The organism is Cyanobacterium aponinum PCC 10605 (assembly GCF_000317675.1).
Taxonomy (GTDB): domain Bacteria; phylum Cyanobacteriota; class Cyanobacteriia; order Cyanobacteriales; family Cyanobacteriaceae; genus PCC-10605.
This window is the reverse complement of the sequence record NC_019776.1, coordinates 2,175,939-2,202,935: the sequence shown is the minus strand read 5'-3', so window position 1 is coordinate 2,202,935 and position 26,997 is coordinate 2,175,939. Positions and strand designations below refer to the sequence as shown.

The 26,997-nt window shown below is 34.9% G+C and carries 26 protein-coding genes, 1 tRNA gene and 1 riboswitch; of the genes, 18 read left to right on the top strand and 9 right to left on the bottom strand.

Features of this window, described 5'->3' with window-relative positions; all coding sequences use genetic code 11:
* The 7 genes from CYAN10605_RS09195 to CYAN10605_RS09165 all read left to right on the top strand — a co-directional run bounded on the left by CYAN10605_RS09195 (window position 1) and on the right by CYAN10605_RS09165 (window position 4,416).
* Window positions 1–228 (top strand): hypothetical protein, encoded by a 228-nt coding sequence (locus CYAN10605_RS09195; RefSeq protein ID WP_015219670.1) that lies wholly within the window; start codon window positions 1–3, stop codon window positions 226–228.
* The gene (locus tag CYAN10605_RS09190; protein WP_015219669.1) at window positions 218–634 is read left to right on the top strand and encodes a putative toxin-antitoxin system toxin component, PIN family; all 417 of its coding nucleotides are present in this window, start codon (window positions 218–220) and stop codon (window positions 632–634) included. Before CYAN10605_RS09195 ends, CYAN10605_RS09190 begins: the two co-directional genes overlap by 11 nt.
* Window positions 635–671: 37 nt before the next feature.
* Window positions 672–905: a type II toxin-antitoxin system Phd/YefM family antitoxin gene (locus tag CYAN10605_RS09185; RefSeq protein ID WP_015219668.1), complete on the top strand. Its 234-nt coding sequence runs from the start codon at window positions 672–674 to the stop codon at window positions 903–905.
* An 84-nt stretch (window positions 906–989) separates the two neighbouring features.
* Complete coding sequence (locus CYAN10605_RS09180) at window positions 990–2,153, top strand: glycoside hydrolase family 10-like protein (RefSeq protein WP_015219667.1); 1,164 nt, start codon at window positions 990–992, stop codon at window positions 2,151–2,153.
* A gap of 90 nt (window positions 2,154–2,243) precedes the next feature.
* Window positions 2,244–3,317 (top strand): class I SAM-dependent methyltransferase, encoded by a 1,074-nt coding sequence (locus CYAN10605_RS09175; protein ID WP_015219666.1) that lies wholly within the window; start codon window positions 2,244–2,246, stop codon window positions 3,315–3,317.
* Between the two features lie 383 nt (window positions 3,318–3,700).
* A complete protein-coding gene (locus CYAN10605_RS09170) occupies window positions 3,701–3,958 on the top strand; it encodes a CRR7 family NDH-1 assembly protein (protein WP_015219665.1) in 258 nt (85 codons plus the stop codon).
* An 11-nt stretch (window positions 3,959–3,969) separates the two neighbouring features.
* Entirely contained in the window at window positions 3,970–4,416 is a 447-nt protein-coding gene (locus CYAN10605_RS09165) for a molybdenum cofactor biosynthesis protein MoaE (protein WP_150108943.1), read from the top strand.
* Between the two features lie 454 nt (window positions 4,417–4,870).
* On the opposite strand, the gene CYAN10605_RS09160 is transcribed toward CYAN10605_RS09165, so the two are convergent.
* Window positions 4,871–6,559: an ABC1 kinase family protein gene (locus tag CYAN10605_RS09160; protein WP_015219663.1), complete on the bottom strand. Its 1,689-nt coding sequence runs from the start codon at window positions 6,557–6,559 to the stop codon at window positions 4,871–4,873.
* Window positions 6,560–6,751: 192 nt separating this feature from the next.
* The gene (locus CYAN10605_RS09155; RefSeq protein WP_015219662.1) at window positions 6,752–7,657 is read right to left on the bottom strand and encodes a serine hydrolase; all 906 of its coding nucleotides are present in this window, start codon (window positions 7,655–7,657) and stop codon (window positions 6,752–6,754) included.
* Window positions 7,658–7,780: 123 nt separating this feature from the next.
* Between CYAN10605_RS09155 and CYAN10605_RS09150 the strand changes: the two genes are divergently transcribed.
* The 3 genes from CYAN10605_RS09150 to CYAN10605_RS09140 all read left to right on the top strand — a co-directional run bounded on the left by CYAN10605_RS09150 (window position 7,781) and on the right by CYAN10605_RS09140 (window position 10,350).
* A complete protein-coding gene (locus tag CYAN10605_RS09150) occupies window positions 7,781–8,593 on the top strand; it encodes a glutathione S-transferase family protein (RefSeq protein ID WP_015219661.1) in 813 nt (270 codons plus the stop codon).
* Window positions 8,594–8,813: 220 nt separating this feature from the next.
* Window positions 8,814–9,713 carry a peptide chain release factor N(5)-glutamine methyltransferase gene (gene prmC / locus CYAN10605_RS09145; protein WP_015219660.1) on the top strand — a complete coding sequence of 300 codons (900 nt, stop codon included), beginning with the start codon at window positions 8,814–8,816 and terminating at the stop codon, window positions 9,711–9,713.
* 109 nt (window positions 9,714–9,822) lie between these two features.
* Window positions 9,823–10,350: a DUF4330 domain-containing protein gene (locus CYAN10605_RS09140; protein ID WP_015219659.1), complete on the top strand. Its 528-nt coding sequence runs from the start codon at window positions 9,823–9,825 to the stop codon at window positions 10,348–10,350.
* A 225-nt stretch (window positions 10,351–10,575) separates the two neighbouring features.
* Here CYAN10605_RS09140 and dacB read toward each other — a convergent pair whose 3' ends face one another.
* The 5 genes from dacB to CYAN10605_RS09125 form a co-directional block, all read right to left on the bottom strand.
* Window positions 10,576–12,057: a D-alanyl-D-alanine carboxypeptidase/D-alanyl-D-alanine endopeptidase gene (dacB, locus tag CYAN10605_RS09135; RefSeq protein WP_015219658.1), complete on the bottom strand. Its 1,482-nt coding sequence runs from the start codon at window positions 12,055–12,057 to the stop codon at window positions 10,576–10,578.
* A gap of 131 nt (window positions 12,058–12,188) precedes the next feature.
* Window positions 12,189–12,341: an arginine synthesis PII-interacting regulator PirA gene (gene pirA, locus CYAN10605_RS18845; protein WP_015219657.1), complete on the bottom strand. Its 153-nt coding sequence runs from the start codon at window positions 12,339–12,341 to the stop codon at window positions 12,189–12,191.
* Between the two features lie 116 nt (window positions 12,342–12,457).
* Window positions 12,458–12,604 (bottom strand): hypothetical protein, encoded by a 147-nt coding sequence (locus CYAN10605_RS18840; RefSeq protein WP_015219656.1) that lies wholly within the window; start codon window positions 12,602–12,604, stop codon window positions 12,458–12,460.
* A 38-nt stretch (window positions 12,605–12,642) separates the two neighbouring features.
* Window positions 12,643–12,704, bottom strand: a riboswitch (Glutamine riboswitch).
* Between the two features lie 396 nt (window positions 12,705–13,100).
* The gene (rpmF, locus tag CYAN10605_RS09130; protein WP_015219655.1) at window positions 13,101–13,277 is read right to left on the bottom strand and encodes a 50S ribosomal protein L32; all 177 of its coding nucleotides are present in this window, start codon (window positions 13,275–13,277) and stop codon (window positions 13,101–13,103) included.
* A gap of 83 nt (window positions 13,278–13,360) precedes the next feature.
* Window positions 13,361–14,590 (bottom strand): response regulator, encoded by a 1,230-nt coding sequence (locus CYAN10605_RS09125; RefSeq protein WP_015219654.1) that lies wholly within the window; start codon window positions 14,588–14,590, stop codon window positions 13,361–13,363.
* 794 nt (window positions 14,591–15,384) lie between these two features.
* Here CYAN10605_RS09125 and bicA point away from each other — a divergent pair.
* The 6 genes from bicA (at window position 15,385) to CYAN10605_RS09095 (ending at window position 23,942) form a co-directional block, all read left to right on the top strand.
* Window positions 15,385–17,073: a bicarbonate transporter BicA gene (gene bicA, locus CYAN10605_RS09120; RefSeq protein ID WP_015219653.1), complete on the top strand. Its 1,689-nt coding sequence runs from the start codon at window positions 15,385–15,387 to the stop codon at window positions 17,071–17,073.
* A 359-nt stretch (window positions 17,074–17,432) separates the two neighbouring features.
* Window positions 17,433–19,121: a GTPase HflX gene (hflX, locus tag CYAN10605_RS09115; protein ID WP_015219652.1), complete on the top strand. Its 1,689-nt coding sequence runs from the start codon at window positions 17,433–17,435 to the stop codon at window positions 19,119–19,121.
* 200 nt (window positions 19,122–19,321) lie between these two features.
* Window positions 19,322–20,266, top strand: coding sequence for an RluA family pseudouridine synthase (locus tag CYAN10605_RS09110; RefSeq protein WP_015219651.1), 945 nt, complete (start codon window positions 19,322–19,324; stop codon window positions 20,264–20,266).
* 294 nt (window positions 20,267–20,560) lie between these two features.
* Window positions 20,561–22,000, top strand: a complete 1,440-nt coding sequence (gene pntB / locus CYAN10605_RS09105) for a Re/Si-specific NAD(P)(+) transhydrogenase subunit beta (RefSeq protein ID WP_015219650.1) — start codon at window positions 20,561–20,563, stop codon at window positions 21,998–22,000.
* Between the two features lie 426 nt (window positions 22,001–22,426).
* A tRNA-Glu gene (locus tag CYAN10605_RS09100) sits at window positions 22,427–22,499 on the top strand.
* A gap of 267 nt (window positions 22,500–22,766) precedes the next feature.
* The gene (locus tag CYAN10605_RS09095; RefSeq protein ID WP_015219649.1) at window positions 22,767–23,942 is read left to right on the top strand and encodes a YcjF family protein; all 1,176 of its coding nucleotides are present in this window, start codon (window positions 22,767–22,769) and stop codon (window positions 23,940–23,942) included.
* 58 nt (window positions 23,943–24,000) lie between these two features.
* Here the strand turns inward: CYAN10605_RS09095 and CYAN10605_RS09090 are convergent, their stop codons facing one another.
* A complete protein-coding gene (locus CYAN10605_RS09090) occupies window positions 24,001–24,342 on the bottom strand; it encodes a hypothetical protein (protein ID WP_015219648.1) in 342 nt (113 codons plus the stop codon).
* 130 nt (window positions 24,343–24,472) lie between these two features.
* Window positions 24,473–25,060 (bottom strand): DUF3727 domain-containing protein, encoded by a 588-nt coding sequence (locus tag CYAN10605_RS09085; RefSeq protein ID WP_015219647.1) that lies wholly within the window; start codon window positions 25,058–25,060, stop codon window positions 24,473–24,475.
* A gap of 181 nt (window positions 25,061–25,241) precedes the next feature.
* Here CYAN10605_RS09085 and CYAN10605_RS09080 point away from each other — a divergent pair, with 181 nt between their 5' ends.
* Together CYAN10605_RS09080 and CYAN10605_RS09075 are read left to right on the top strand one after the other, a co-directional pair.
* A complete protein-coding gene (locus CYAN10605_RS09080) occupies window positions 25,242–26,669 on the top strand; it encodes a GumC domain-containing protein (RefSeq protein ID WP_150108942.1) in 1,428 nt (475 codons plus the stop codon).
* On the top strand, window positions 26,656–26,838 hold the full coding sequence (locus tag CYAN10605_RS09075; RefSeq protein WP_041922464.1) for a P-loop NTPase family protein: 183 nt from the start codon (window positions 26,656–26,658) through the stop codon (window positions 26,836–26,838). Before CYAN10605_RS09080 ends, CYAN10605_RS09075 begins: the two co-directional genes overlap by 14 nt.
* Window positions 26,839–26,997: the final 159 nt, after the last annotated feature.

The window sequence follows — 26,997 nt, the reverse complement described above, 5'->3', positions numbered from 1 at the left end:
ATGAATACAAAAACATTTAAAATATCTCTGACCTTTGAAGACATCTTAAATTTAGCCAAACAACTCTCAAACTCTGAACAAAATATACTGATTAAAGAATTACAAAAAAATATAATCACTGATGAAAAAGACAGTCTAATTGATGTGTGTGAAAGAATTGGTAGAAATGCTCAAACTAGAGGATTAACAGAAGAAAAACTAGCGGATTTACTTGCTGATGAATCTTAAAAAAATTATCCTTGATACTAACATTTTAATTAGTGCAATATTAAATCCTGATGGCACTGCTAGAAAGACATTAGAAAAAGCCTATGGTCAGTTTACAATAGTTCAAAGTGAGGAAACTTATCAAGAATTAAAAACGAGAATTTATAAACCTAAATTTGATAAATATATCTCAAATGCGGAAAGAGAAGACTTTTTAACGGCAATGCAAAATAATAGTTTATTTATTCAGACAATATCTAAAATTAGTGATTGTAGAGATATGGAAGATAATAAGTTTTTAGAACTAGCAAAAGATGCCCAAGCCATTTGTTTAATAACAGGTGACAAAGATCTTTTAACCCTAAAAAGTCTTAATCAATATCAAAATTTGATTATCACTGCCAGAGAATTCATGGAATTGTATTAGTAATATAAAGCGAATTGTATTGAAAAAATAAACTTCTATGATTCACATACCCTTATCGGACTTGTCTGAAACTGTCCAAAATCTAGTTAACCAAGCACGAATGACAGGTGATAACTTAACAATTACTGGAGAAGGAAAACCCTTAGCAGTTATTCAACCTATTAAGGAGAAAAAAAGGGCAACCTTCAGGGTGATGAAACATAGAGGAAAAATATTAGGTGATATAGTTGAACCTACATCTAACCTCGTTACTTGGGATGCTTTATCATGAAACTTTTACTAAATACTCATATTTGGCTTTGGTATCTTTTCGGAGATTCTCACCTTTCCAATAATCTAATCAAAACTATCGAAGATGAAATATTTAAAATTAATCTCTTTATTTCTAGCTACAGTTTTAATTTTTTATAGTTGGAGTAAATGGAGTTATAGTCAACCTATAGTTGACAATCGAGGTGAAATCAGGGGGGTTTGGTTAACAAATATTGACAGTGAGATTCTTTTTTCTTCTCAAAATACACAAAATGCGATCGCATCTCTCAAGGAACTAAATTTTAATAGTCTTTATCCTACCGTTTGGAATTGGGGTTACACCCTTTATCCCAGTCAAGTGGCAGAAAAAGTTATTGGCAGTAAAATTGATCCCCACGAAGGTTTGCAAAATAGAGATGTTTTAGCTGAAATTATTACAAAAGCTCATCAGAGTAATATGAGGGTAATTCCTTGGTTTGAATTTGGTTTTATGGCTCCTGCTGATTCTGTTTTAGCCACGTCTCATCCTCAATGGTTAACCAGAAGAAAAGATGATAGTGAAATTTGGATGGAGGGAAAAACCCATGAAAGAGTGTGGTTAAATCCCCTTCATCCCCAAGTACAAGAATTTATCACAGATTTAGTAGTAGAAATAGTTACTAACTACGATATTGATGGGATACAATTTGATGATCATTTTGGCTACCCCTCTGAATTTGGTTATGATAGCTATACAACTGGACTATATCGTAGAGAACACCAAGGCAAATTACCTCCCTTAGACTATCTTGACCCCGAATGGATTGAGTGGCGATCGCACAAAATTACTGAGTATATGGAAACCCTGTTTCACAAAATAAAAGCAATCAAGCAAAATGTAATAGTTTCCGTTTCTCCTAATCCTCAAGAGTTTTCCAAAGAAATGTTTTTACTAGATTGGGCAAAATGGGAAAGAAAAGGCTTTATTGAAGAATTGATAGTACAAATTTATAGAGATAATATGGAGGCTTTTAACCGAGAATTAGTCCAAAAAGACTTACAATTAGCAAAAGATCATATTCCAACTGCGATCGGTATCTTAACAGGATTGAAAGGAAGACCAGTTAATCTCGACTTAATTGAAGCACAAATTAACACCACCAGAGAACAAAATTTTGCAGGAGTCTCTTTCTTTTTCTATGAAAGTCTTTGGAATATTGCCTCAGAAACTCCTCAAGAAAGGCAGGAATTCTGGGCAAAAATCTTTAGTGATAAAGAAGTTTACTAATTGAACGTTAGCTCTACACCGCCTAGTGGAAATAAACCTTTACAATAATTAACAATACACATTTGAATCAATGAATTATCAACCGCAATTATGCAATCAATTTTTAATTTTGAACAATTTATTAACTACGAATTGCTAAAAAACATTTACGAAGGTTGGCAAAAAATTAAAGCGGGGTTAAGTTTAGCCCACAAAAATTTTAGCACCGAAGTTCGTCAAAGAATATTTCCCTATGAACTGCCCCTAGAAAAAGTTTCATCAGAAACATGGACAGTTTTACAGGCTAGATTAGATCAAATTATTGAAGAAGATTGGCAGGATGCAAAAGAAGGAGTTTATCCCATTAACCTTCTATTTGATACCGATTGGGGAAAATTTTTACAAGCATATATCGGTATTTGGTTCGACTATCCTCAGACATGGCAAAGAATCAAAAATAATCACTTTCAAGACTTACCTCCAAATATTGACTCAAATAAATATCCTCAATACTACCGTCGCAATTTTCATTATCAAACTGATGGCTATTTGAGTGAACATTCTGCTAACATCTATGATTTACAAGTTGATATTCTTTTTAACGGTGTTACCGATGCCATGCGTCGCCGTATTCTCAAACCCTTAAAACAAGGCTTAAATACTTTGAATTCTAGTAGCAATCCGAAAATATTAGATGTTGCCTGTGGAACTGGTAGAACGTTAAAATTTATTCGGGCAACTTTTCCCCATGCCAGTTTATATGGGATAGATTTATCAGCCCCATACTTACGCAAAGCCAATGAATTATTATCCCAACTCCCTCAAGAATTGCCCCAATTAGTAGAGGGTAATGGGGAAGAATTACCTTATCAAGATAACTATTTTCAAGGTGTCACCAGTGTCTTTCTTTTTCATGAGTTACCTAATCCAGTGAGACAAAAGGTAATTAATGAATGCTACCGTGTTTTGCAAGCAGGTGGAATATGTATTTTTGCAGATTCGATGCAATTATCTGATTCTCCCGAATTAGAAACGATGATGACTAATTTCCCCATTGCTTTTCATGAACCTTTTTACAATGATTATATTCGGGATGATTTAAAATCTCGTTTGAATGTAGCTGGTTTTAGAAATATTCGGGAAGAAGTTCACGGTTTTAGTAAATATTGGATTGCGACAAAATAATTGATTCAAGTTATGAGACTGAAGCTGAGATATAATACCTGAATTTTAGTATTAAATGGCCTCAGTTCGGTTTAAGAATATCGGATAAGTTTAGGTGTCGGGTGGTAGGGGTTGAATATACTCAATTCTTACGGTGTCAGGGAAGACGAGAGTTCGCTGTGCTTGTTCCGCAAAGCGTTACGGGGTTAGTTAGGGGCGAATGGCCATTCGGCCGTACAGGAGTTTTTAATTCTTAATTCTTCGTTTTTTCTTTGCCCTTTTTACTTTTTGCCTACCCTCCTGACACCATTTTTTTGTCAGCCTCTATATGCTACCGACTTTTTCGAGTAAGATGTGAAAATGATAAAGCTAAAGTTAAATATTAATTAAGGATATACCTCATAATGGTTGACTCGATTATGTATCAAGAGGATGGTTATGTTGTGTTAGAAACTAATCAGCCTGAACAATTATTAACAGAGATGGAATTATTACAAAAATTAGAACAAGTTATCGAAAGTTGCCAAGATATACCTTCAGACATTAATAGTATTGACTCTCTTTCGGAAAAAGCAAAGTATCTTTTAGAAAACTATTGCGAATTTAACATTGATGATGATAACTCCTTACAATGGTATGTGGTGCGCTGGGAAAAAAGATAGATATAACAATCATGAGTTATTTTACTGATTTTAAAATTACTTTTGCTCCTCTGTGTTTAACAGAAGTTTATCAATTAGCTGATAATCCTGCCAATGGTGCGATCGCACTCATGAGTGGCACAGTTCGTTGTCAAACAGAAGGAAAAAAAGTGGAATACTTGGAATATCAGGCTTATGAGCCGATGGCAGTGACAATATTTAAGCAGATAGGAGCAAATTTAGTTAACCAATATCCTGACATAAATAGTATTATCATTCATCATCGTGTTGGTAAGTTAGTCATAGGAGATATTAGTGTTTTAGTCGCCGTGGGATGCCCTCATCGTCGGGAGGCTTTTAAGGCTTGTCAATATGCCATTGATACTCTTAAACATAATGCACCTATTTGGAAAAAAGAACATTTTGCCGATGGTGCTAGTAGTTGGGTAAGTATTGGAATGTGCGAAGCACTTATATAAACCTCAGTTCGGTTTAAGAGTATCCGATAAGGTTAGGTGTCAGGTTGCAGGTTGCAGGTGTTAGGGGATGGGGGGATGAGGGGAAAGGGGGAAGTAGGGGCGAATGGCCATTCGCCCGTACAGGTATTCGTGGTTTTTCATTCTTAATTCTTAATTTTTTATTCTTAATTCTTAACTATTTAACGTCAGTTCGGATTAAGGCAATTTTATCGTTATTTCTAAGAAGCTATAAGGTTTTCTGACTACGAGTTGGGATGCTTTCAGCTTATCCAAAACTCAGGTTAATTAATCAATTATTAAGAAAAAACGCTCCCCTCTACTGTGGGAGAGGGCTTGGAGGTGAGGGCAAGATAATTTTGCCCTGACTTTGAAAAAACCCTGCCTAAAAAGGGGATAAGGGGCAAAGGTAAAGAATGGGAATAAGAATTAAAAACTCCTAATCCCAAACTCTGATTCATCGACTGGTGACTAATTCATTGGACAATTGACTAATGGCTTTAAAGGCAACATCCCATAATTTTTGGGGTTGTAATTCTGGTTGAAATAATGTCCATAGTCTTTTCACTTCTTCTGTATGAAGGCGGTCATCTTCTATTAGAGCGTTTAATAGTTGACGGCGCAAGTATTCTCCTTCTTCTGAAACGAGAAACTGTAGTCCTAATCCTGCGGTGGGTAAAAGGTTAAAGCGATGATCAGAACGTGCGATCGCAATCATATTTTCTAATCTTTCCCATTGAAACTTACCGTCTTTGAAAAGCACTTCTAGTAAACGTTTACGCATGGCGGGAGATTCTTCTGTTAAGAGTCTTCGGGAAACGTAAGGGAAGGATACTTCAACAATACGGAAATCTCGATTTAAACTTAATGCTAATCCTTCTTGAGTTACCAATGAACGGATAATCAGGGCAAATTTTGCTGGTACTCGGAAAGGATATTCATACATCAATTCAGAAAAATCATCGGTGATGGTTTTAAAGTTAAAATCCCCTACACTCTGATCTATGGCATTACCAAAAACCTTTTCTAAGGCTGGTACAATGGGCATAATATCTGTTTCGGGAGTTAAAAACCCCAATTTGACAAAATCACGGGCTAAAGCCTCATAATCACGATTTATCAGTTGTACCACAGAAGATGCGATCGTTTCTTTTGCTTCTTCGCTTAATTGATCCATCATGCCAAAATCGATGTAAGCCATTCTACCATCGGGCATAGCAAATAAGTTACCGGGATGGGGATCAGCATGGAAGAACCCATGTTCTAATAACTGTTTTAAACCAGATGTAACTCCCACTCGAATAATATCATCTGTGTTCAGCCCTGCGGCTTTAATCGTATCTAAATCGTTGAGTTTATAACCGTTAATCCATTCTAAAGTTAAAACATTTTTGCTGGTGTAACGCCAATATATCGCAGGTACTTTCACCTCTTCATCATCACGGAAATTAGCGGCAAATTTTTCTGCATTCCTACCTTCATTTAAGTAGTCAATTTCTTCAAATAATTTAGTCCCAAATTCATCAACAATTAACGCTAAATCATGACCTAAATTTAGGGGTAAAAAAGGACTAATCCAATGGGAAGCCCAACGCATTAAATATAAATCTAGGGTAATTACAGGCATTAAATTAGGACGTTGTACCTTAATCGCCACTTCTTCTCCTGTATGCAGAAAGCCTCGATATACTTGACCTAAACTAGCGGCGGCTACTGGCTTAGGAGATATTTCTCTGTAAGCGTCTTCTATTTTCAGGTCTAATTCTTTTTCAATAATACTGAAAGCTAAATCATTATCAAAAGGCGGTAGTTGATCTTGTAATTTAATTAATTCTTCTAAAAAATCCCTACGAATTAGATCAGGTCTGGTGGAAAGTGCTTGACCTACTTTAATAAATGTAGGTCCTAATTTTGTGAGTATTTTTCTTATTTGTTCGGCTCTTTTTAGTTTGTTTTTTTCTTCTAAATTAAACCACTTATCTAAAATTAATTGGATAATAAAAATACCAAAATAGGTAATAATTTTTAACCCTCTCCAAATTGCTAACCAAGGACGACGATTGTAATATTGTGCGATCGCATCAGGAGAATATCTCAGTAAGGAGTCATTTTCAAGATTTTTGTCTGAAAAAGCGGATTTATTCACTTTTTGAATCAGTTTTAATATAAATAATTTTTAATAGTTAGGGTTTATTATAGCAGGGACTTTGTTCGAGTGAGTTAGGAGTTAATTAGGAGCGAATGGCCATTCGCCCGTACAGAGTTTGGAGTTAAAAGTTATTAATTGTCAATTATTTAATAATCCCCTATTGCCTATCCTAACTAATAATTTACAGACTCAAACTGATAGAGCCCCAATTTTTTGAATTTCCATTATAAATTGATGAGAGATAAAAGGAATTAAATTTCGCTGACGAGTTGCTTTTCCTTCGGCGAAGATGACTAATAAATAGGAGGTTGAATTAGGTAGGGTAATATATGCACAATCATGACGTACTTGCGAAGTCCATCCAGCTTTAGACCAAATTTGAGCATTATTAGGTACACTTTCGCCTATAAAACCATTAATTTGATTTTCTTCGTCATTTATCCCTATCTTTTTTTTACTGGCATCTCTTTTTAGCAAATTTCGCATTTTTTCACAGGCTTTCTCTGTGACGACTAAATTATTCATGATGCTATAAAGTAATCTAGCAACAGCATTGGTAGTTAACATATTTCGATTCTCATAGTTTTCACCCAAAAATATTCTTTCTCTTCCATAAGCACCATCGCACCAAGTTTTCTGATTAACGTTGATAGAGGCAAATTCTTCCCAGTTATAATTCTGGAAATAGTCATTTATCATATTCCTTTGTTTTTGCCATTGAAGAAATTCTAATTCTGGTAATTCATACCCTGACGTAGTTTGAGTTAGAGTATCCATAACTAGACTGGTGGCATCATTACTCGATTCTACAATCATATCTCTGACAGCGCGATCGAACTCTGAGGAGGGTTGAATTTTTCCCTGATTTAACCATTCTTCCACCGCCACTAAATAGAATAATTTGACAATACTTGCAGGATAAATTTTTTCGTTTCCCCGATAGCTAAAACCCTGCAAAGGAGATTTCTCTTTATTCTCCATAACCACCGTCAAAGCAATGTTATTTTTTTTTAACGAAGGGAATTTTTGCCATGTCTTTTCTAAAATATTCTCTGTGGTTTGAGAAAGATGATGATTAGTGACAAAAAAAGTCATCGGAAATCTCCAAAAATTGATAATAAAATTAATGTAACCAATTTTTCTCTTAACTAACCTCGATAATTGATTATTAGTTGTTAAAGTATAGATGTTAAGTTTTATAACAATTGAAATCTTACTATGTTAGAACTATATCAATTTGAACTTTCTCAATTTTCCGAAAAGGTTAGGCTTATCCTTGACTACAAGGGCTTAGAATACAAAAAAGTAGAAGTTACCCCCGGTATTGGACAATTAGAAGTTTATAAAATTTCAGGACAAAGACAAGTTCCCGTATTAAAAGATGGTGATACTGTTATTGCCGATTCAACGGAAATTGCTTTATATTTGGATCGCAAATACCCTGAAAAACCATTAATTCCCACCGATGGAGTTGCTAGAGGTAAATGTTTATTGATGGAAGAATGGGCGGATGAATCCTTGGGTTTAAAAGGGCGTAAGGCTTTCTTTCATGCGTTAAATCATTATCCCAGTTTTCGCTCTTCTTTTCTGCCCGAAAATACCCCTGATATTCTCAAGACTTTTGTTAATGCTTTCCCTTCAGAAATTATGGATGTTTTCAGTTTGGGAGTAGGTTTCGGAAAAGATGTTTTAAAAGAAGCTGAAAAGGGTTTAAAGCAAGATTTAGAGGCTTTAACTTTGATTTTACATGACCAACCCTATCTAACCGGAGATAAACCAACTTTAGCCGATTTGACTGTGGCGGCTTTGACGACTATCATTAAGTTTCCTTCTGTGGCTTATTATGATTTGGATATTAATTTAGAAGGGAAGGGTATTCCGGGTTTAGCAGATAATAGCGCTTATGAGCCTTTCTTTACATGGCGCGATCGCATCTATGCTGATTTTAGACAACCCGTAGATAAATCTAACCGTAATAATTCTAGTGGAAATAGTGGAGATAGTAAACCAACCACCATTGAGATTGAGTAGTTTAGTAATTATAATCATTCAAAAGAAAGGTTTATAGAGGCTTGGGGTATAGGGATGTTAGGGTGGTAGGGGTTGAATATATTTAACCCTTACGAGAAGTTAAGTAAACACTTTTGCCCTCTCCCCTCTCGAGGGGGGATAAACGGGGTTTCTTTTAAAGGGAGACACAGAGGGGTTTGCCCCTTGCCCTTTTAATTGTTAATTTTTAATTGTTAATTGGATGGAATTTGAAATTACTGGAAAAGATTTATTTAATTGGTATCAATCAGCAAAAAGAGATTGTTTAAATAACAATATTAATATTAGTGAACTTAATTTATTTATTATAGAATTAACATCTTTAAATAAACTTAATTTACAGTTAAATAATTATCAAAATCAAGAGTCAATAAACAGTAAATTTTCCTTAGATAAATTAGAAAAAATCTGGAATTTGAGGATAACTAAACGTTGCCCTATTCAATATCTAATTGGTGAGTGTCATTGGCGTAATTTCACATTAAAAGTAACTCCTGATGTTTTGATTCCTCGTCCTGAAACAGAGTTAATTATAGACTTAGCTTCAGAAATTACATTCAATTATTCTTATTTAAAAACAGGTAATTTTCTTGATTTAGGAACAGGTAGCGGTGCGATCGCACTAGGATTAGCCGAGGCGTTCCCAAATAGCTATATTTATGCAGTTGACAAGAGTGAATCTGCCTTAAAAATTGCCCAAGAAAACGCCCTTAAATACGGTTTTGAGTCGAGAGTTAAATTTTGTCATGGTTCTTGGTTTGACCCTATAAATGACCTCAAAAATAGCTTTAGCTTGATTGTTTCCAACCCCCCTTATATTCCCTCACAAATGGTATTAGAATTAGAGCCTGAAGTAGTAAATCATGAACCAAAAATTGCTTTAGATGGAGGAGAAGACGGTTTAAAAGACATTCGTTATTTAATTGAAAATTCTCCCAATTTTTTAGTGAAAGATGGGTTTTTAATCTTAGAAATTATGGCAGGACAAGGTAAAATAGTTGAAAATCTTTTAAAAGAAAATGGCAGTTATAAAAATATTAAAATTGAGTATGATTTAGCAGGTTTAGATAGATTTGCGATCGGTATAGCTACTACACCTTAAGTCACCCAAAGCTACGTTATGAGTGCATAGTCGCTTCCTCGGGAAAAAATCATCAATTCTCCTCGGGTTATGATATATTTTGAGGAGTCATTTTTGATGGTTAAATTGTATGAAAATTATCGACTCAAAAGGTCGTTTATTCGGCAAAATTAGTATTTTAGATTTAGGTGCGATCGCAGTTATAGTTTTAGTTTTAATTGGTATTTTCATTGTACCAGGTCCAAAAGGTTCGATCGCACAAGTGGGTAGTGGGGGAGATACTATAGAATTAAATTTATTGGTAAGGGGTTTAAGCGTCAAAAATCCTCAAGAGTTTCTTCGCTCACTAGAAAATTCTTCCGTTAAAATTATCGTTAGAAATGAACCGGCAGGAAATTTAAATATAGAATCAGTGGAAGAATTGCCCAATTATGTGGTTGCAACTCAACCTGATGGTAGCGTTAAATCTTTATTAGACCCTCGTCCCATTGTTGCTTTAAGTACAGATATGATTCTATACATGAATGGCAAAGGTTCAATGACTAATGATGGCGCAATTTTAGCCAACCAAAAAGTAAAAATTGGTACAGTGTTAGAATTAGACGGCAGCAATTATAATTTTCGTGGCAGTGTTATTGATGTCAGAAAGAAAGAATAACCGAAATTCAGAATTCCGATTTAAAATTTAGATTATAATAGCTTGGGCTTTGCCCAGCTTTACCTACACTTACGGATTTAAAATAACGGCGTTGGGGAATTAAGCTATGATTTTTAATTTAGAGCGGAAATGGGCAATAAGCAATGATACTTGAGTGTTGGACACTTGGAGCAATTCAATAATGCTTTGCATCACGATTAATTAAGCAACCCCAAAATTACCATATCAACTGTTGTTTGCACAATGTTGTGATTGGGCAACGATAACCAACAATTTATCGATAACATCTCTTAATTCTTTGCTTAATGCCGAAGAATTATTTACCATAATAGAAAAAACTACATCATCATCTTTAGTTCTTAAATAGCCCGATAAAGCAGATACTCCCGTCAAAGTTCCAGTTTTTCCCCATAAGTTATTGTCGATTATATCTTCATTCTGAAAACGGTTTTTTAGAGTGCCATTAACACCAGCTAAACTTAAAGAATTTCTGAAAGTTTTTGCATATTCAGTTTTATCCATTAATTTTAATAAAGTTACAAGACTTTTGGGAGTCACTAAATTTTGACGAGATAAACCAGAAGCATCCTTTAGAGAATAATCATTAGATAATAGCCCAATATTTTCTAATATCTTTGTCTGGGAAATAAACTTTGTATCTTGGTTCGTTGCTAAATAACTTAATAAAATTTCAGCATATAAATTATTACTATTTTGATTAATTTCCGCAATTAAATTGTTACTATTAGGAGAGTTAATTTCTAACAACAAATTAGCATCACTTAAATCTATATTTTTTTGATCGATAATTTCTGTTTTTTCTACTTGGATACCATTATTTTGCAGAATTGCTATTAAAGAATCTTGAAAATATTGCTCAGGATTGGGAATAGATAACCACCAATTATCATCATGATTATTAACAGGGAGATTTCCCTCAATTCTTAACCTAGATTCTAAACCCATAGGGTTTAAATTAATACTATATTCTTCATCTTCACTAACAGTTACTCCTTCATTGGTAATAAGCCATTGTTTTCCTGCTAATTTATCAGACCATTTTAATAATATTTGTTTACCGACTTGACTAGGGGTTAAACTTAAAGTAACAGTATTTTCCTCCAAAATAAAACTATTAATAGGAACAGCATAGTAAAAATATAAATCTGAAAATTCCCAGCTATTATTAAAAGGATATTTAATAGGAGAACTATTCACTAAAATTAAATTTTTAACATGATTAATATTTAACTGTTGCAGTTTTTTGGCTATATCCTCTAAATCAGACTTCGTAATAGTGGGATCACCTTTTCCTATAATAATTAATTCATCTATAAATTCTTCTTTTCCCTTAATATAAATAGGAGTTTTGATAGTAAAATTTTCCCCAAAATTTAATAAAAAAGAAGCAGTAGTGAATAATTTAACATTAGAAGCTGGAATAAAATATTTATTCTCATTTAACTTATATAAAGTCTGATTTTTATTAAGTTTTTCGATTAAAATTCCCCAATTTTCTCTACTTCTTTCTGACTGATTAAGAATGCTATTAATAGCTGATTCTAAACCTTGAATACAAACCTGACTTTGATTATACTCCGATAATTCTTTTACCTCTGCTTTACTACTTAAACTATAAAAAAAGATATTATAAAAACCGATTAAGATACTCAATAATACTCTATAGAAAATATTTTTTTTAATCATTGATAAAACCTATAAATAGAAAAATGCCAGAGAAACAATCCCTGACATTTAGCAATTATATTATTATCCGATAATTATGAGTAAAATGTAGCACCAATAAAAACTTTGTCTGCCACAATATCTCAATTTATTTATTTAAGATAATAAAGTTTTTCCGCTTCTAATTGTTCAACTAAAGCAATTTGACCTTTTGCTTTTGCAACTTCTATGCGACGCTCTAAACTTTTAATTAAGTTTGTTCTGTGCGCCTGACGAGCATTTTCAAGAGTTTTTTGACTAATCATTTTCTTTTCTCCTATATATAGATTCAAATTAAAGATATAAAGAGAGAAATAGAGAATAAAATCAGGTAAGTAAATTTATATCCCTTCTCTCTTTCGTCTATGTTTATTGATATTTACTATTGAAGTCCTACTTGTTCAGATGCTCTTTCTAACATAGTAGCTTGACGATTACTTTTACGTTGACGATTATCAACCATTAATAAACGCGCTTGTTGACCAATAGAACTGATATTGCTAGTATTATTATTGAATTTAGCTTTCATAATTCGCCTCCTCTAATTTTCGATGAGTTTAGATTCGAGGCGCGTTCCTTCAGAAGCCATTACTTCTTACTTCCGTCTGACTGTTAAGCAGATGAACGATTTATCCTTACTCTTTTAATATAACTAAAAAGTATCAAATTTGACAACTTTCTTCTCTAACAAATTGTAAAGACTATAAGTATGATATTTTGGGAAAAATTGCTTTATTTTCAATTACTAAATGTAAGTTTAGTTCAATACAAAAACATCGGGTTTAAGGTGGTTTCAAGTTTTAGGTGGCAGGTTTGACGTTGAGTATTTTATCAAAATTTATCAGTCAATCAAAGAATTTAAAGAAAAAAATCAATAAACATAACTTTTTTGTAAATTCTGATGACTCTGGATTATAAAAACAAAACTATTGCCCGTTACTTCTTGTTTTTTCGCCTACCTTCACCTAAGAAATTTTTCCACAAAACCCAATTACTAATTCCTCATTTCTCAAGAAACAACACAACTATTCTTCTGTTTCTTCTTCTTCCTTAGTAGGATAAACGAAACCGTTTGCTTTACCAGTTAAAACAGATTTACCTAAAGATAAGGCTCTTTGAGCTTGTAATTCTGCTTTTTTAAACCAATGAGCGCGACGTTGATTACGTTTAGATTTAGATGTTTTCTTCTTAGGTACTGCCATAGGTTTTAAATAATATAATAAGTATTTTAGTTATTGACACAATTTTACTATTTTAACCATAGTTGATAGATCGTGACAATAGTTTATTTGCCCGTATCAGTGGTTAATTGTAATATTTCAGGGGAATCAAGGGTAGAAGTTGTTTTTTTACCAGACAAACAAGATTTTATTTTTGCCAAAACTTTTTCTTGATCAATCGGTTTTCCTAAAAACCCATTAGCACCGACTAATTTACTTCGGAGTCTGTCAATCATACCATCGTTGCTAGTAAGGATAATGATAGGTACGTCTTTCAACGCAGAAACACGACGAATTTGGGAACAAAGTTCATAACCATTAATAATAGGCATGACTAAATCCAAAAAGATTAAATCGGGTTTCCTTTTCAATATTTGTGATAAGGCTTTTAGAGGTTCTCTAATAGAAAGATATTGATAACCCGCATCAGTGATAATATGTTCCATTATTTCACAAATTTGTGAGCTATCATCAACGCAAACGATTAATTGTTGATAAGTGGTTTTTGTTATTTTATAATTCTGATTCGTGACACCAATTAGGGTAATAGCAACAGGTTGATCTTCAATTTCGATGAGGGTAATTAAGTCTTGTTCAAAGTAGGGTTTTAACCATACGGTAATTTTAAAAATAGTTAGGTTTAATTTATCTGCTATTTCTGTTAAGGGATACTTCCCATTAAGTAAAGAAACTAATTTTTTGTAGGTTTTTTCTTTTCCTTTAAAATGTTGTTGCAATAAGACAGGATTTTTAATAACAGGTGCATAATGGGGAATTAAATGGGTTAAACCGAATTTTTGCCAATGTTGCCATTCGACTTCTAACTCCATCAATATTGATTCAATTTTTAGTAAACTAACAGAAGTTTTTAGCCCAGATTCTTCCGGAAAATTGTCTTCAATAGTAATGACATCATATTTTAATTTTTCTATAAATTCAGCTTGATAAATATCAAATAAAGCCTGTTTAATTTTAATTTTTATCAGAGATAATGCTTGTTCTTTCGTAATTAAAAACCTTTGTAATAAAGAGACTATTAAATGATAGTTCCAACATTCAAATTCTTTCGATTTTTGAATATCTAAAAGATGAGTATCTAAGTCAGGACAATTTTTTTCTAGCAACCTTTGCCATTCACGATAAGGATGATAACCGCCATCTGCCCAGACTAAACGACTCAAACAAAAATAAACACGCCATTCTTTTCCGTCTGCTTTTTTGACATCAATTCTTCCTGTGAATTTTTTCCCTTTCAAAGATAGTAGTGCTTTTTTAAATACTCCTGAACTACTCATTTCTTTCCTTTTTATGATATTAACTTTAGTTGGTAAATGACGAGATTAACAATGAGAGCTATTGTTAAGAAATGATGGTTTGATTGCTATTGCTAGTACGACAATTTTCTGCTTTTTAATATTCTATTACTAATGTGACTAATTAAATTTTCGTTTGAGTGTTATTGATTTTATTAATACCTAGATTAAATATAACGTTAAAAGTTTATTAACATTTAGTGAGCTTTAAAATATTTATTAATTGCTGTGTAGAGTAGTTTACCTTTGCATTTTGATTGATTTTCAGTTATGATTAGCATTGATATTAAGATTCGTTAAGTTTGATGAAAACTTTTGGCTGTTTAATTATTAGAGAAAAAGCATTCTCACTTTCTTATTCTTACTCTGATAGTCCCCCATAACTTAGATGTTTAGGGTAAGTAAAGAGATAGTGAAAATATAGGATAATCTTTGACTTATATAAAAATATAAATCAACCTTAGTTCAGCATAAAAAAGATAAGAGCAGGTTTTAGAGGTTGACTAATGTTCGATTTCGACCCTTATGATGAAAGGTTTAGCGGTTGAATTTTTCAAACATTAGATTTAGTCAATATCTTTAATTCCTAATTGCTAATTGAAATAACCTTTACATTCCTGAAAATTTTATATCGAATTCAGGTTGGATTATTAAATCCGTACTTTACGAATAGAGATTGAGCAAAATTATCCTTTACTACTCATGTTGAGATTGAGTTTAACATGAAAAAATTTTTATTTAATTGTTAGTAATTCATAAAAAACAAAAACAATACAATGCAAATAACTAATCAAATTCATTTCCGGAATCTCAGGGGAGATATTTTTGGAGGTTTAACTGCGGCGGTGGTGGCTTTACCTATGGCATTGGCATTTGGTATCGCTTCTGGGGCCGGTGCATCTGCTGGTATGTGGGGGGCAATCTTAATTGGCTTTTTTGCTTCTTTGTTTGGTGGTACTCCTAGTTTAATCTCAGAGCCTACAGGTCCGATGACGGTTATTGTTACTGCTGTAATTGCTGATTTGATGGCGAGAAATCCTGAAACGGGTTTAGCAATGGCATTTACCGTTATCATGATGGCTGGATGTTTTCAAATTTTGTTTGGGGTGTTAAAACTCGGTAAATATATCACAATGCTACCTTATAACGTTATTTCTGGGTTTATGACGGGCATTGGGGTGATTCTTATTTTTATTCAAATAGCACCTTTCCTAGGTCAAGAAACTCCTAAAGGTGGCGTTTTTGGGGTGATCCAAAATTTCCCTGAATTATTAGGTAATATTAATCCTCCCGAATTAATTTTGGGTATCATCACCCTTGTTATTTTGTTTTTATATCCTCGTAAATGGAAAAATGTTGTTCCGCCTCAACTAACGGCTTTATTAATTGGTACGATTATTGCTACTCTATTTTTCAGTAATTATGATATTCGTACTATTTCCACTATCGGTGAAATTACCCCCGGATTGCCTAGTTGGCAAATGCCTACTTGGAATATGGACAACTTACGCTTGATGTTTGTCAATGCCATTGTTTTAGCAACAGTAGGTTCGATCGACTGTTTACTTACTTGTCTGGTTTGTGATAGTTTAACCCGTACAGAGCATAAATCTGATAAAGAATTGATCGGACAAGGAATTGCAAACTTAATTACTGGTTTATGTGGTGGTGTTGCTGGTTCAGGTGCTACTACTGCTAGTGTTGTGAGTATTCAAGCAGGGGGTAGAAGTGCTGTTGCAGGTATTGTTCGGGCTTTAGTGTTATTAATTATTGTATTGTGGGCGGCACCTCTTACTTCTGGGATTCCTTTAGCAGTATTAGCCGGGATTGTGCTAAAAGTGGGGATTAATATTATTGACTGGAATTTCCTCCGAAGAGTTCACAAAATTTCTTGGAAAGCCGCAGGAATTGTTTATAGCGTGGTGTTATTAACTGTTTTTGTGGATTTAATGGTAGCGGTAGCAGTTGGGGTATTTATCGCTAATATTTTAACTATCGATCGCCTCTCAGAATTACAATCCAATGCGGTTAAAGCCATTACTGATGCTGATGATCAAATTGTCTTAAGTAATGAAGAAAAACAGATTCTTGACTTAGCTAACGGACGTTTATTATTATTCCATCTCAGTGGACCAATGATTTTTGGGGTAGCTAAAGCTATTTCCCGTGAACATAGTGCCATTGATAACTATGATGTGATTCTGGTGGATTTGTCGGAAGTGCCAGTATTAGGGGTGACATCCTCCCTTGCCATTGAAAATGCAATCCAAGAAGCGATCGATCTTGAACGAGAAGTAATTGTTGTTGGTGCTACTGGTAAAGTTAAGCGCCGCTTAGAAAAATTGGGTATTGCAGGTTTAATTCCGGGACATCACTGGATGGGCGATCGCCTTACTGCATTACAAGAGGGTTTAGCAATTGTGCGAGAAAAACAAAGTCACAACTATGAAGCAATAAAAAATTAGACTTTTTGCAGAAGTCAGAGGACGAAAACAGTGATAAAATTTGGTTTTAAACGTTGCTGATTTTAGCTTAATTTTTATTGTGCAAGAGATCTATAAAAAAATTTTTGATTCTAAATGATTACGGGTGTATGATTGATACACCTTTTTTTTATCTCAGTTATTTCGCTAGAATATTCGATTTAGCCAGGTTTCGGATTTTGGGGGCGAATAATCTTTCATCCTGTGGTTTAGTGGTTTAAGACTCTTGAAATTGTGATTATTCCATCAAGAATTGAAAATGAGAAAATCAATTCCTAAGAGATAAAATTTATATATAAAGGAGAATAAGCTCCTATCAATATCTCAATTATTAATAGTTAATGTCTATTGAAACAATTTACGGAAACTTACAAGGATTAAAACCCAGCCAATTCAAACAGTTACAAAAACTATATCATCAAAGAATAAGCGGCGATCGCATCTCTACCGTTGACCTCGCCGAAAGAATAGCCAACCTTAGCACAGAGTTAAAACAGCCCTTGAGCGTCTATCTAAATCGTCGTGGACAGGTGATTAGGGTAGGAGTCGGTACACCCCGTCAAACCCAAATTCCCCCCCTAGAATTGCCTCGTTACGGTGAGTTAAGACTATCAGGGATTCGTTGTTTAAGCACCTCGTTAAAGCCTACTCCCCCCAGTGAAGCTAGTTTAACCGCAATGGTAAGACAAAGATTAGATGCTTTAGTTATATTAACCCTGACAGGTCAAGGAATAATACGCAAAGGAGGAGGAGCGAGAGGATTTGTGGATAAAGCCTATTTATGTCATTTGCTACCCCTCAAAGATACCGATAATTATTGGGATGTATCACATCCTCAATCCTTAGAAGATATAGTCGAACAAGATTTTCTCGATTTAGTTAATAACTTAGAAGCAGAATTTAGCCGAGAATTTATTGCTCAAGAAGTTTCACCCCAACAAGAAAGAGTTTTATTAGTGGGCTTACACACAGGAGATAGAGAAGAACAAAAATTCCAAGATAATCTACAGGAATTAGCCTTACTGGTAGATAGTGCCGGAGGAAAAGTATTAGCTACCATCGAGCAAAAACGCTCTCACCCCCATCCTCAAACCCTTGTTGGTGCAGGAAAGGTAGAAGAAATAGCCCTACAAGTACAAACATTAGGAGCAAATTTAGTGGTATTTGATCGGGATTTATCCCCTGCTCAGGTACGCAATTTAGAGTTACAATTAGGGGTCAGAGTGGTCGATCGCACCGAAGTAATCTTAGATATATTCGCCCAGAGGGCGCAGTCAAGGGCAGGTAAATTACAAGTAGAATTAGCCCAATTAGAATATATGTTACCCAGACTAACAGGGAGAGGACAAGCCATGTCTCGATTAGGTGGCGGTATCGGCACCAGAGGCCCTGGTGAAACAAAATTAGAAACAGAAAGAAGGGCTATTCAAAAAAGAATCACCAGACTACAGCAAGAAGTAAACCAACTGCAATCCCATCGCTCAAGACTACGTCAACAAAGACAAGCCCATGAAATAACCAGCATTGCCATTGTCGGTTATACAAATGCAGGAAAATCCACCTTAATTAACACCCTTACCAATGCCGATGTTTACACCGCAGATCAATTATTTGCTACATTAGACCCCACCACCAGAAGATTGACTATTACAGACCCTAACACATCTGATACAACCACATTGTTAATGACCGATACTGTGGGTTTTATCCATGAATTGCCCCCTCCTCTTGTGGATTCTTTTCGGGCAACCCTAGAAGAAGTAACCGAAGCGGATGCACTATTACACGTTGTGGACTTGTCTCATCCTGCTTGGGAAAGTCATATTGAATCTGTTAAAGCAATTCTTGCTCAAATGCCTCTAGCCCCTTCCGTAGAATTAATTGCCCTCAACAAAATAGATAAGGCAAAGAGTGAACATTTAACCATTGCCAAGGAAAAATATCCCCAAGCGGTTTTTATTTCTGCTCAACAACGTCATGGTTTAACTACATTGCGCGATCGACTTTTACAATTAGTTGCTAGTAATTAAAATAAGGCAAGAGGCAAAGGTAAATAATTAAGAATTAAAAACTCCGAATACTTATTACTTTCTTCTAAAACCTGCAACCTGAAACCTGACACCTGACACCTTATCCCCCTGCAATCTGAAACCTGACATCCCAACACCAGTTAGTGTTATGCTTTGGACATAACCACATAAGTATTTTGAGAAATAAATTTAAGCTGAGAATGACAAGTGAGCAGTACCAACAAAAATTAGTTGTCGATAAAGGAGGAATTAGAATTGATGTTTGGTTAGGAGATAATATCGACAGTATATCTCGATCGCGCCTACAAAAACTCATCAGTGAAGGACAAGTTATCGTTAATCAGCAAGTATGTGAGAGTAAAAAAACTATTTTAAAAACAGGAGATGAAGTAATAGTTAGAATACCGCCTCCTGTTTCTTCTCATCTTATCCCCGAAGCTATTCCCCTAGATATTCTTTATGAGGATGAATATTTACTCATTATCAATAAACCTGCTAACTTTGTGGTACATCCAGCACCGGGTCATAGTCAGGGAACTTTAGTAAATGCTTTATTATCCCATTGTCCTGATTTAAAAGGTATTGGTGGTGTTGAACGTCCCGGCATAGTTCATAGACTAGACAAAGATACAACAGGAGCGATGGTAGTAGCTAAAACAGAGCCAGTTTTACACCATTTACAGGGACAAATCAAGGCAAAAACGGCAAAAAGAGAGTATTTAGGGGTTGTTTATGGTTCTCCTTCGGTTTCAAGTGGTATCGTGAATTTACCCATCGGCAGACATCCATGCGATCGCAAAAAAATGTCAATTTTATCGGAGGATAAAGGAGGAAAACCGGCTGTTACCCATTGGCTATTAAAAGAAAGAATCGGTAATTATAGTTTAATTCACTATGAATTAGAAACAGGCAGAACTCACCAAATTAGGGTACATAGCAGTCATATAGGACATCCTATCATCGGAGATCCTTTATATTCTTCTCATGGCAAATCCGTCGGAGTTAATCTGACAGGACAAGCCCTACACGCTTTTCGTCTCACTTTAACTCATCCTATCACTAATAATACCTTAGAAGCGATCGCACCTTTACCCCAAGAGTTCGAGAAATTATTACGCATTTTAAGACTAAAAATTCATAGCTAGAGATGAGGGGAAGGGGGAAACAAGTAATGAGTGGAGAAAAGGTGTCAGGTTTCAGGTTTCGGATTGCAGGTGAGGAGGAGATGGGGAGATGAGGGGAAGGGGTGAGAGGGGGAAATGAGAGTTTGCTGTGCTTGTACACTCCTTTCAGTCGTGAACAGAGTTTTTAATTATTCACTATTCACTATTCACTTTTAAAACATTCTTAACAATTGAACCCCGATAAATTTTATAACCTGATAGTAGAGAAGAAAATAATTCTTGAATGTAAATAGAAATAGCTACAAATCAATCTTTATGAGTCAGAATTTAATTACAGTAGCGTATATTGGTGCTAGTGCTTTGTTTATCCTTAGTCTAGCAGGGTTATCTAATCAAGAAACTGCCCAGAAAGGTAATATATACGGAATTTCGGGAATGGCGATCGCATTTATTGCCACAGCATTTAGTCCACAAGTAACAAACTATACCACGTTGATAGGGGCGATTATTCCTGCGGTAATTATTGGGGCAATCTTAGCCAGTAGAGTGGCGATGACGGCGATGCCGGAGTTAGTAGCAATTCTGCATAGTTTTGTCGGTTTAGCCGCCGTTTTAGTGGGAGTAGGTAATTACTTACAACCTGAATCAGGGTTAGTGGGTGCAGAGGCCTTTATTCATCAAATAGAGATTTATGTAGGAGTATTTATCGGTGCGGTTACTTTTACTGGTTCAATTGTCGCTTTTGGTAAATTAAGAGCAATCATTAGTTCAAAACCTTTGATGTTACCGGCTAGACATCTACTGAATATAGGAATGTTAGGCGCAACCATTTATTTGGGTTATGATTTTCTTCACTCCGAATTTGGCTTACAACCTCTCCTCATTATGACGGGTATTGCTTGTTTGTTAGGAATCCATCTTGTTGCCGCTATTGGTGGGGCAGACATGCCAGTGGTTATCTCTATGTTAAATAGTTATTCTGGATGGGCTGCGGCGGCCGCAGGTTTTATGCTCAATAATGATTTATTAATTATTACTGGTGCTTTAGTGGGTAGTAGTGGGGCGATTTTAAGTTATATCATGTGTAAAGCGATGAATCGTTCTTTTATTAGTGTTATTTTAGGAGGATTTGGCGAAGGAAGTTCTAACAAGAGTAATTCTGCTCAAAAACAAGAAGTGGGAGAAGCTGTTGCTACTAATGTGGAAGAAGTTGCTGATTTATTAGTTAATGCTAAAAATGTCATCATTACCCCCGGTTATGGCATGGCTGTTGCTCAAGCACAACACGGAGTTTCTGAAATTACTAAGTTATTGCGCGATCGCAAAATTAATGTTCGTTTTGGTATTCACCCCGTAGCAGGACGTTTACCCGGTCATATGAATGTATTGTTAGCAGAAGCAAATGTTCCCTATGACATTGTTTTAGAAATGGACGAAATTAACGAAGATTTTTCTGAGACTGATGTGGTTTTAGTGATTGGAGCAAATGATACTGTTAATCCTAGCGCTTTAGAAGACCCCAATAGTGCGATCGCAGGTATGCCTGTATTAGAAGTATGGAAAGCAGAAAACAGTATTGTGATGAAACGTAGTTTAGCCACTGGTTATGCAGGAGTGGATAATCCTTTATTTTATAAAGAAAATACAAAAATGCTTTTCGGTGATGCTAAAGCTAATGTTGACGCTTTATTAGTAGCATTGAGAGAAAAAACTAGCAAGGGGAAAGCTAACAATAAAGTTTTAGTAACTGCATAGCCTAAGACCTATTAATTTTACCTGAGTTCGATAAAAAATTGTCGGTTCGGGTAAGCAATAGGGAACAGAAAACAAGCAAAAGCATTAATGATTAACATAAAATACTTTTAAATTGATTTTAAATAGTTTTTCCTTTAAATTAATTATGACTCTCTTGCTTCTCACCTTATCTGTCAACACCTTACAATACTCCGAACCCCGTTCACGAGCGAAGGGAGTGCAAGAGCCGAAGCTGAACTTTGAACCCTAACATCTCAATACCCTGTCACCGGCTTCTTTCTTACTTTTTGTCTAAGTTTTGGGGTTATTGAAAAAAAATTTTGTGAAAAGTTGGTTTTTTTGTTGACTTTTTTTAAAAGGTTCGTTATATTAATATATGTGCGTTAAACGAGCGAAAACAAAGCAAGTCAAGCGTTACAAGTCCAAGCCCCCATCGTCTAGAGGCCTAGGACACCTCCCTTTCACGGAGGCGACAGGGATTCGAATTCCCTTGGGGGTATATAATAAAGGAGGGTTAACAGCCCTCTTTTTTTGTGCAAAAGATTATTATAGTTATCTGAATCTGAGTTCGGGATAAATTTTCATCTATGAGTGATAGTGAAAAGGGCAAGGGGCAAAGGTGAATAATTAAAAATTAAAAATTAAAAATTCCGAACTACTAACTCAGGTGTTTTTATTTTTGTTTAGAGGATAATTCTCAAAAATGATTTAGGATTGCTATATATAATTTAATTTGATCTAATCTAAGATTGTTTAACCAAGAAGAATGAAACTGCCTTCTGTCAGAGACACCGCTAAAAAAGCACTTAATTTATTTCGAGTTGACGAAGAGGAAATAAAAAAAATATTAGCAGAAGTGCGATCGCAACTTCCCACTACTGAAGCTCTTTTGATTGGAAAACCACAAGCAGGAAAAAGCTCTATTGTGAGGGGATTAACTGGGGTAGGAAAGGAAATTGTGGGGCAGGGGTTTCGCCCTCATACTCAACATACCGAGCGTTATGCTTATCCTTCGGAAGATTTACCTCTATTAATTTTTACTGATACCGTTGGTTTAGGAGATATAAATAACAGTACAGAGGTCATAATTGAAGAATTAACGGCTGAATTAGAGCGAGAAAGCAAAAAAGCCAGAATATTAATTCTTACGGTGAAAATTAACGATTTCGCTACGGATAGCCTTAAGATGGTAGCGGAAAATCTCCAGAAAAAATATCCTCAGATTCCTTGCTTACTGGTAGTTACATCGTTACATGAACTTTACCCTAATTGTGACACTAATCACCCTGATTATCCCCCCACTTTTTCTGAAATAGATAGGGCATTTATAGAAATTAAAAATACTTTTCAAGGATTATTTGACCAAGCTGTTTTAATTGATTTTACCCTAGAAGAAGATGAATATAATCCTGTTTTTTATGGTTTAGAAGCCCTAAGAGATTCTTTAGCGGAGTTATTACCTTCTGCTGAAGCTCAAACAATTCACAAGTTATTAGATCAAACAGTGGACTCTCAATTAGGAAGCATTTATAGAGATGTGGCTAGGCGTTATATCCTAGCCTTTTCCATTATGGCTGGTACGGTTGCGGCAGTGCCTTTACCTTTTGCTACGATGCCCGTTTTAACTGCCTTAGAAGTGACGATGGTGGGGGTATTAGGTCAACTTTATGGACAGAAAATCAGCGCTTCTCAAGCAGGTGGTATTTTAAGTGCGATCGCAGGAGGATTTTTAGCACAAGCCATAGGTAGAGAGTTAATTAAGTTTGTACCGGGATTTGGTTCTGTGGTAGCCGCTTCTTGGGCTGGTGCTTATACATGGGCTTTAGGGGAAGGGGCTTGTGTTTATTTTGGAGATTTAATGGGGGGCAAAAAACCAGATCCAAATCAAATTAAGGAAGTTATGAAAGATGCTTTTGATAATGCGAAAAAAAAGTTTAAATAAGCGATATTCGATATTCAGGAAATAAAAGAAAAAAGGAAAATTTATTATTCTTTATTATTCAAATTGTCTGTAAATACTGCTCTAAGTCTTCTACTAAGCGAGTTAACTCTGCTTCGCTAGTAAGTCTTATTTGAGGGCTTCTGAGGGTAACTAATACTTTAGCAGAGAAAGGACTAGGGTAAATATTGGGATTGCAAAAAAGTTCTAAAAATACATCTCCTGTATATTGATATTCCATTGCTGTTTTTGGGGTTGGTTTGCCTCCCGTTTTATTTTGCAAGGCGATTTCTTTAAGACTTTGCATTAAATGATTAATTTCTGTCTGTAAATTTTCCGCCGCACTAGAGGTAAAGTTAAAGGAAACTGAACCTTGAATTAAATTAAGTGTTAATTGACTCATACTAACGATAAATTAATGAATAGTGAATAGATTTCAGTTAAAAATTGAGAGTTAAGAATTAGTTTTCGCCTCTCCCCCTCTCTCCTTATCACCCATCTCCCCTCATCACCCTGAACCCCGAACCCTTAATTCAATTATCCTCGTAATCTTCGAAAAGCAATTCTTCAAGAATCCAACTTACTTCTTCTTCTTGAGACTGTATTATATTGATTTTACCAAAACCATCTTTCTCGCCGATGAATAAAATGGGGCTTAAAGGGGTGCAAATATTATATTTTTGTTCTTCTGAGTAAAAACTTGCTAAAAACTGTAATTCTTCGGGTTCTATTTCTGAGGTGTGTTCTTCAATTTCTAAGCTAATAATATTATTTTCTTCTAAAGGTGGTAATTCTCCACTAGCAGTTAAGATAAAACCTGTACGCTTCAAATATAAATTTAATTCTCCTAAAACAGCTTTTGCATCATCAAAGATACCATCAAGTTCTTCTTTATCTTCTACCATAACGGTTTCGCTATATTCATTATCTTCAGAATCTATTTCTTCCGTTAAAATGACAATGGCTAGATCAATAGGCATTAATAAAACGTATATTTTGCCATCATATTCAATTTCATTCTCAATATAACAATCGAGAGATCGCCCCTCATCGTCAAAGATGGTGACAATCTCAGTATCATCATATTGCCCACTATCAGAGGAAAATCCGGGGGAGGACATAATTTTTAATTTAGCTAGAGTTTAGGTAAAAATAGTTTGTAAAATTCAGAATATCATGGTTTGAGATCAGAATGTTAAACTGATAGGGAAAATTAGCGTGAAGAATAATAGTTTTTCTAATATTATTGATTATTTATTTACCCTTATATCCTTAATACGAATATTTTGAGTTAAAACAGTGGTGGATGAGACAACAAGTTCCTTTGCAATGACGGAAAATGCGGAAGATGAATTAGCCTCTGTGGTAGCGGTTAAAAAAGGTAGTTTGCCAAAATTTTATTTGAACGTTTTTAAGCGTCGTTGGTTAATTATCCTTACTTTCGCTGTTTCTGGTTTTGTTCCTGCATTTTTATGGAGTAAAACAGATCCTGTTATTTACCCCGGTAGTTTTAAAATGTTAGTTGAACCTGTAACCTCCGCAGAAAAACTAACTGAACCGACAACTTTAGCTCGAACGGGTGGTAATGTTAATGAAGAGTTACTTTCTATTGATTACCCAACAATTTTACGAATTCTCAAGAGCAACAATATTCTTCAACAGATAGCAGAAAAAGTTAATCAAAATAATCCTTTATATCCACCTGCTTACTTGATAAAAACATTTCAAAAAGATTTAGGTTTGACACCGGCAGAGTCTCTTAGTGCCTCTACTCTTAGTCAAGATCCAAAAAGACAACGGTTGTTATTGGATTTACAAGCTATAGACACACAAATTGCTCAACAGTCAGCACAGTTAACAGAAAACCATCCCAATACATTAAATCTACAAGACCAAAAAGATAATATTACTAATTTATTAGAAAAGGAAACGACCAGAGTTTTACAGGAAAATAAAATAGATCCTAATGTTAACCCCAGAGTTTTTGCCTATCAGGATTCTAGTCGTTTAGCTTTAATTCAAAAGTTGATTGAAACACAAAATCAAATTGATACTCTTTCTTCTCGTTATCAGTCTTTAAAAAATAGCCAAACTCAAACTGGTTCACAATTAGCAGTAATGCCGGGCGTCATCAAAGAGTATAATGACCTCGATCGCCAAATTTCACTAGATACAACTATACTAAATCAATTAACTAATCAGAGGGAAACCCTAGGAGTGGAAATTGCCCAAAAACAGATTCCTTGGCAAATTCTGTCCCCTCCACAAACAGCCATTGATGAATTTGGTAATTTGAAGGGATATTCTCCTGAGCCAGAAAAAAAATTGGCACTTGGTACAGGTTTGGGCACAATTTTAGGGTTATTAGTTGCGATCGCGCTTGAGAAGAGGAGAGATATAATTCATGAAACAAGTGATTTAGAGTATGCTTTTGGTTTACCAATTTTAGGGGTAGTAGAATTAGAGGAAAAGAAAAAAGACCAAGTTACCCTTGAAGAAGAAAATTTTTTCCGTGACTCAAAAAACGTTTATCAAAAGATAACTCCTGTACATATATCACTTTCTCAGGTTTATACAAATCTCCATTTTCAATTACCCAATAGTCATCAAAATCGCATCCTTATTACTTCTTTACATCCCACTCTCAGAAAAACCTTTACATTTAAGTTCAGAAGTTGCTCAAAATTTAGTAGATCAAATTGCACAACATTATGCTTTGACTATTTATAATAGTTCTTTTTTCCTTGAATCTTTTGATTTAAGTTTACTTGCTCAGAAAACAGAAGGTATTGTTATGGTTGTTAAATTAAGACAAACTTCTTTTTCTCAACTCAAAGATGCGATCGCACGTATTCAAACCTATGATCTCACTTTTTTGGGCTTTGTTGTCATTGAATAATAATTAACTTCAGTTCGGTTTAAGAATATCGGAGAAGGATAGGTGTCAGGTGTTTGGGTAGAGGGATGGGGAGATGAGGGGATGAGGGGAGAGGGTGATAAGGTGTCGGGTTTCAGGTTTCAGGTTTCAGGTTTTAGAAGAAAGTAATGAGTAACGAGT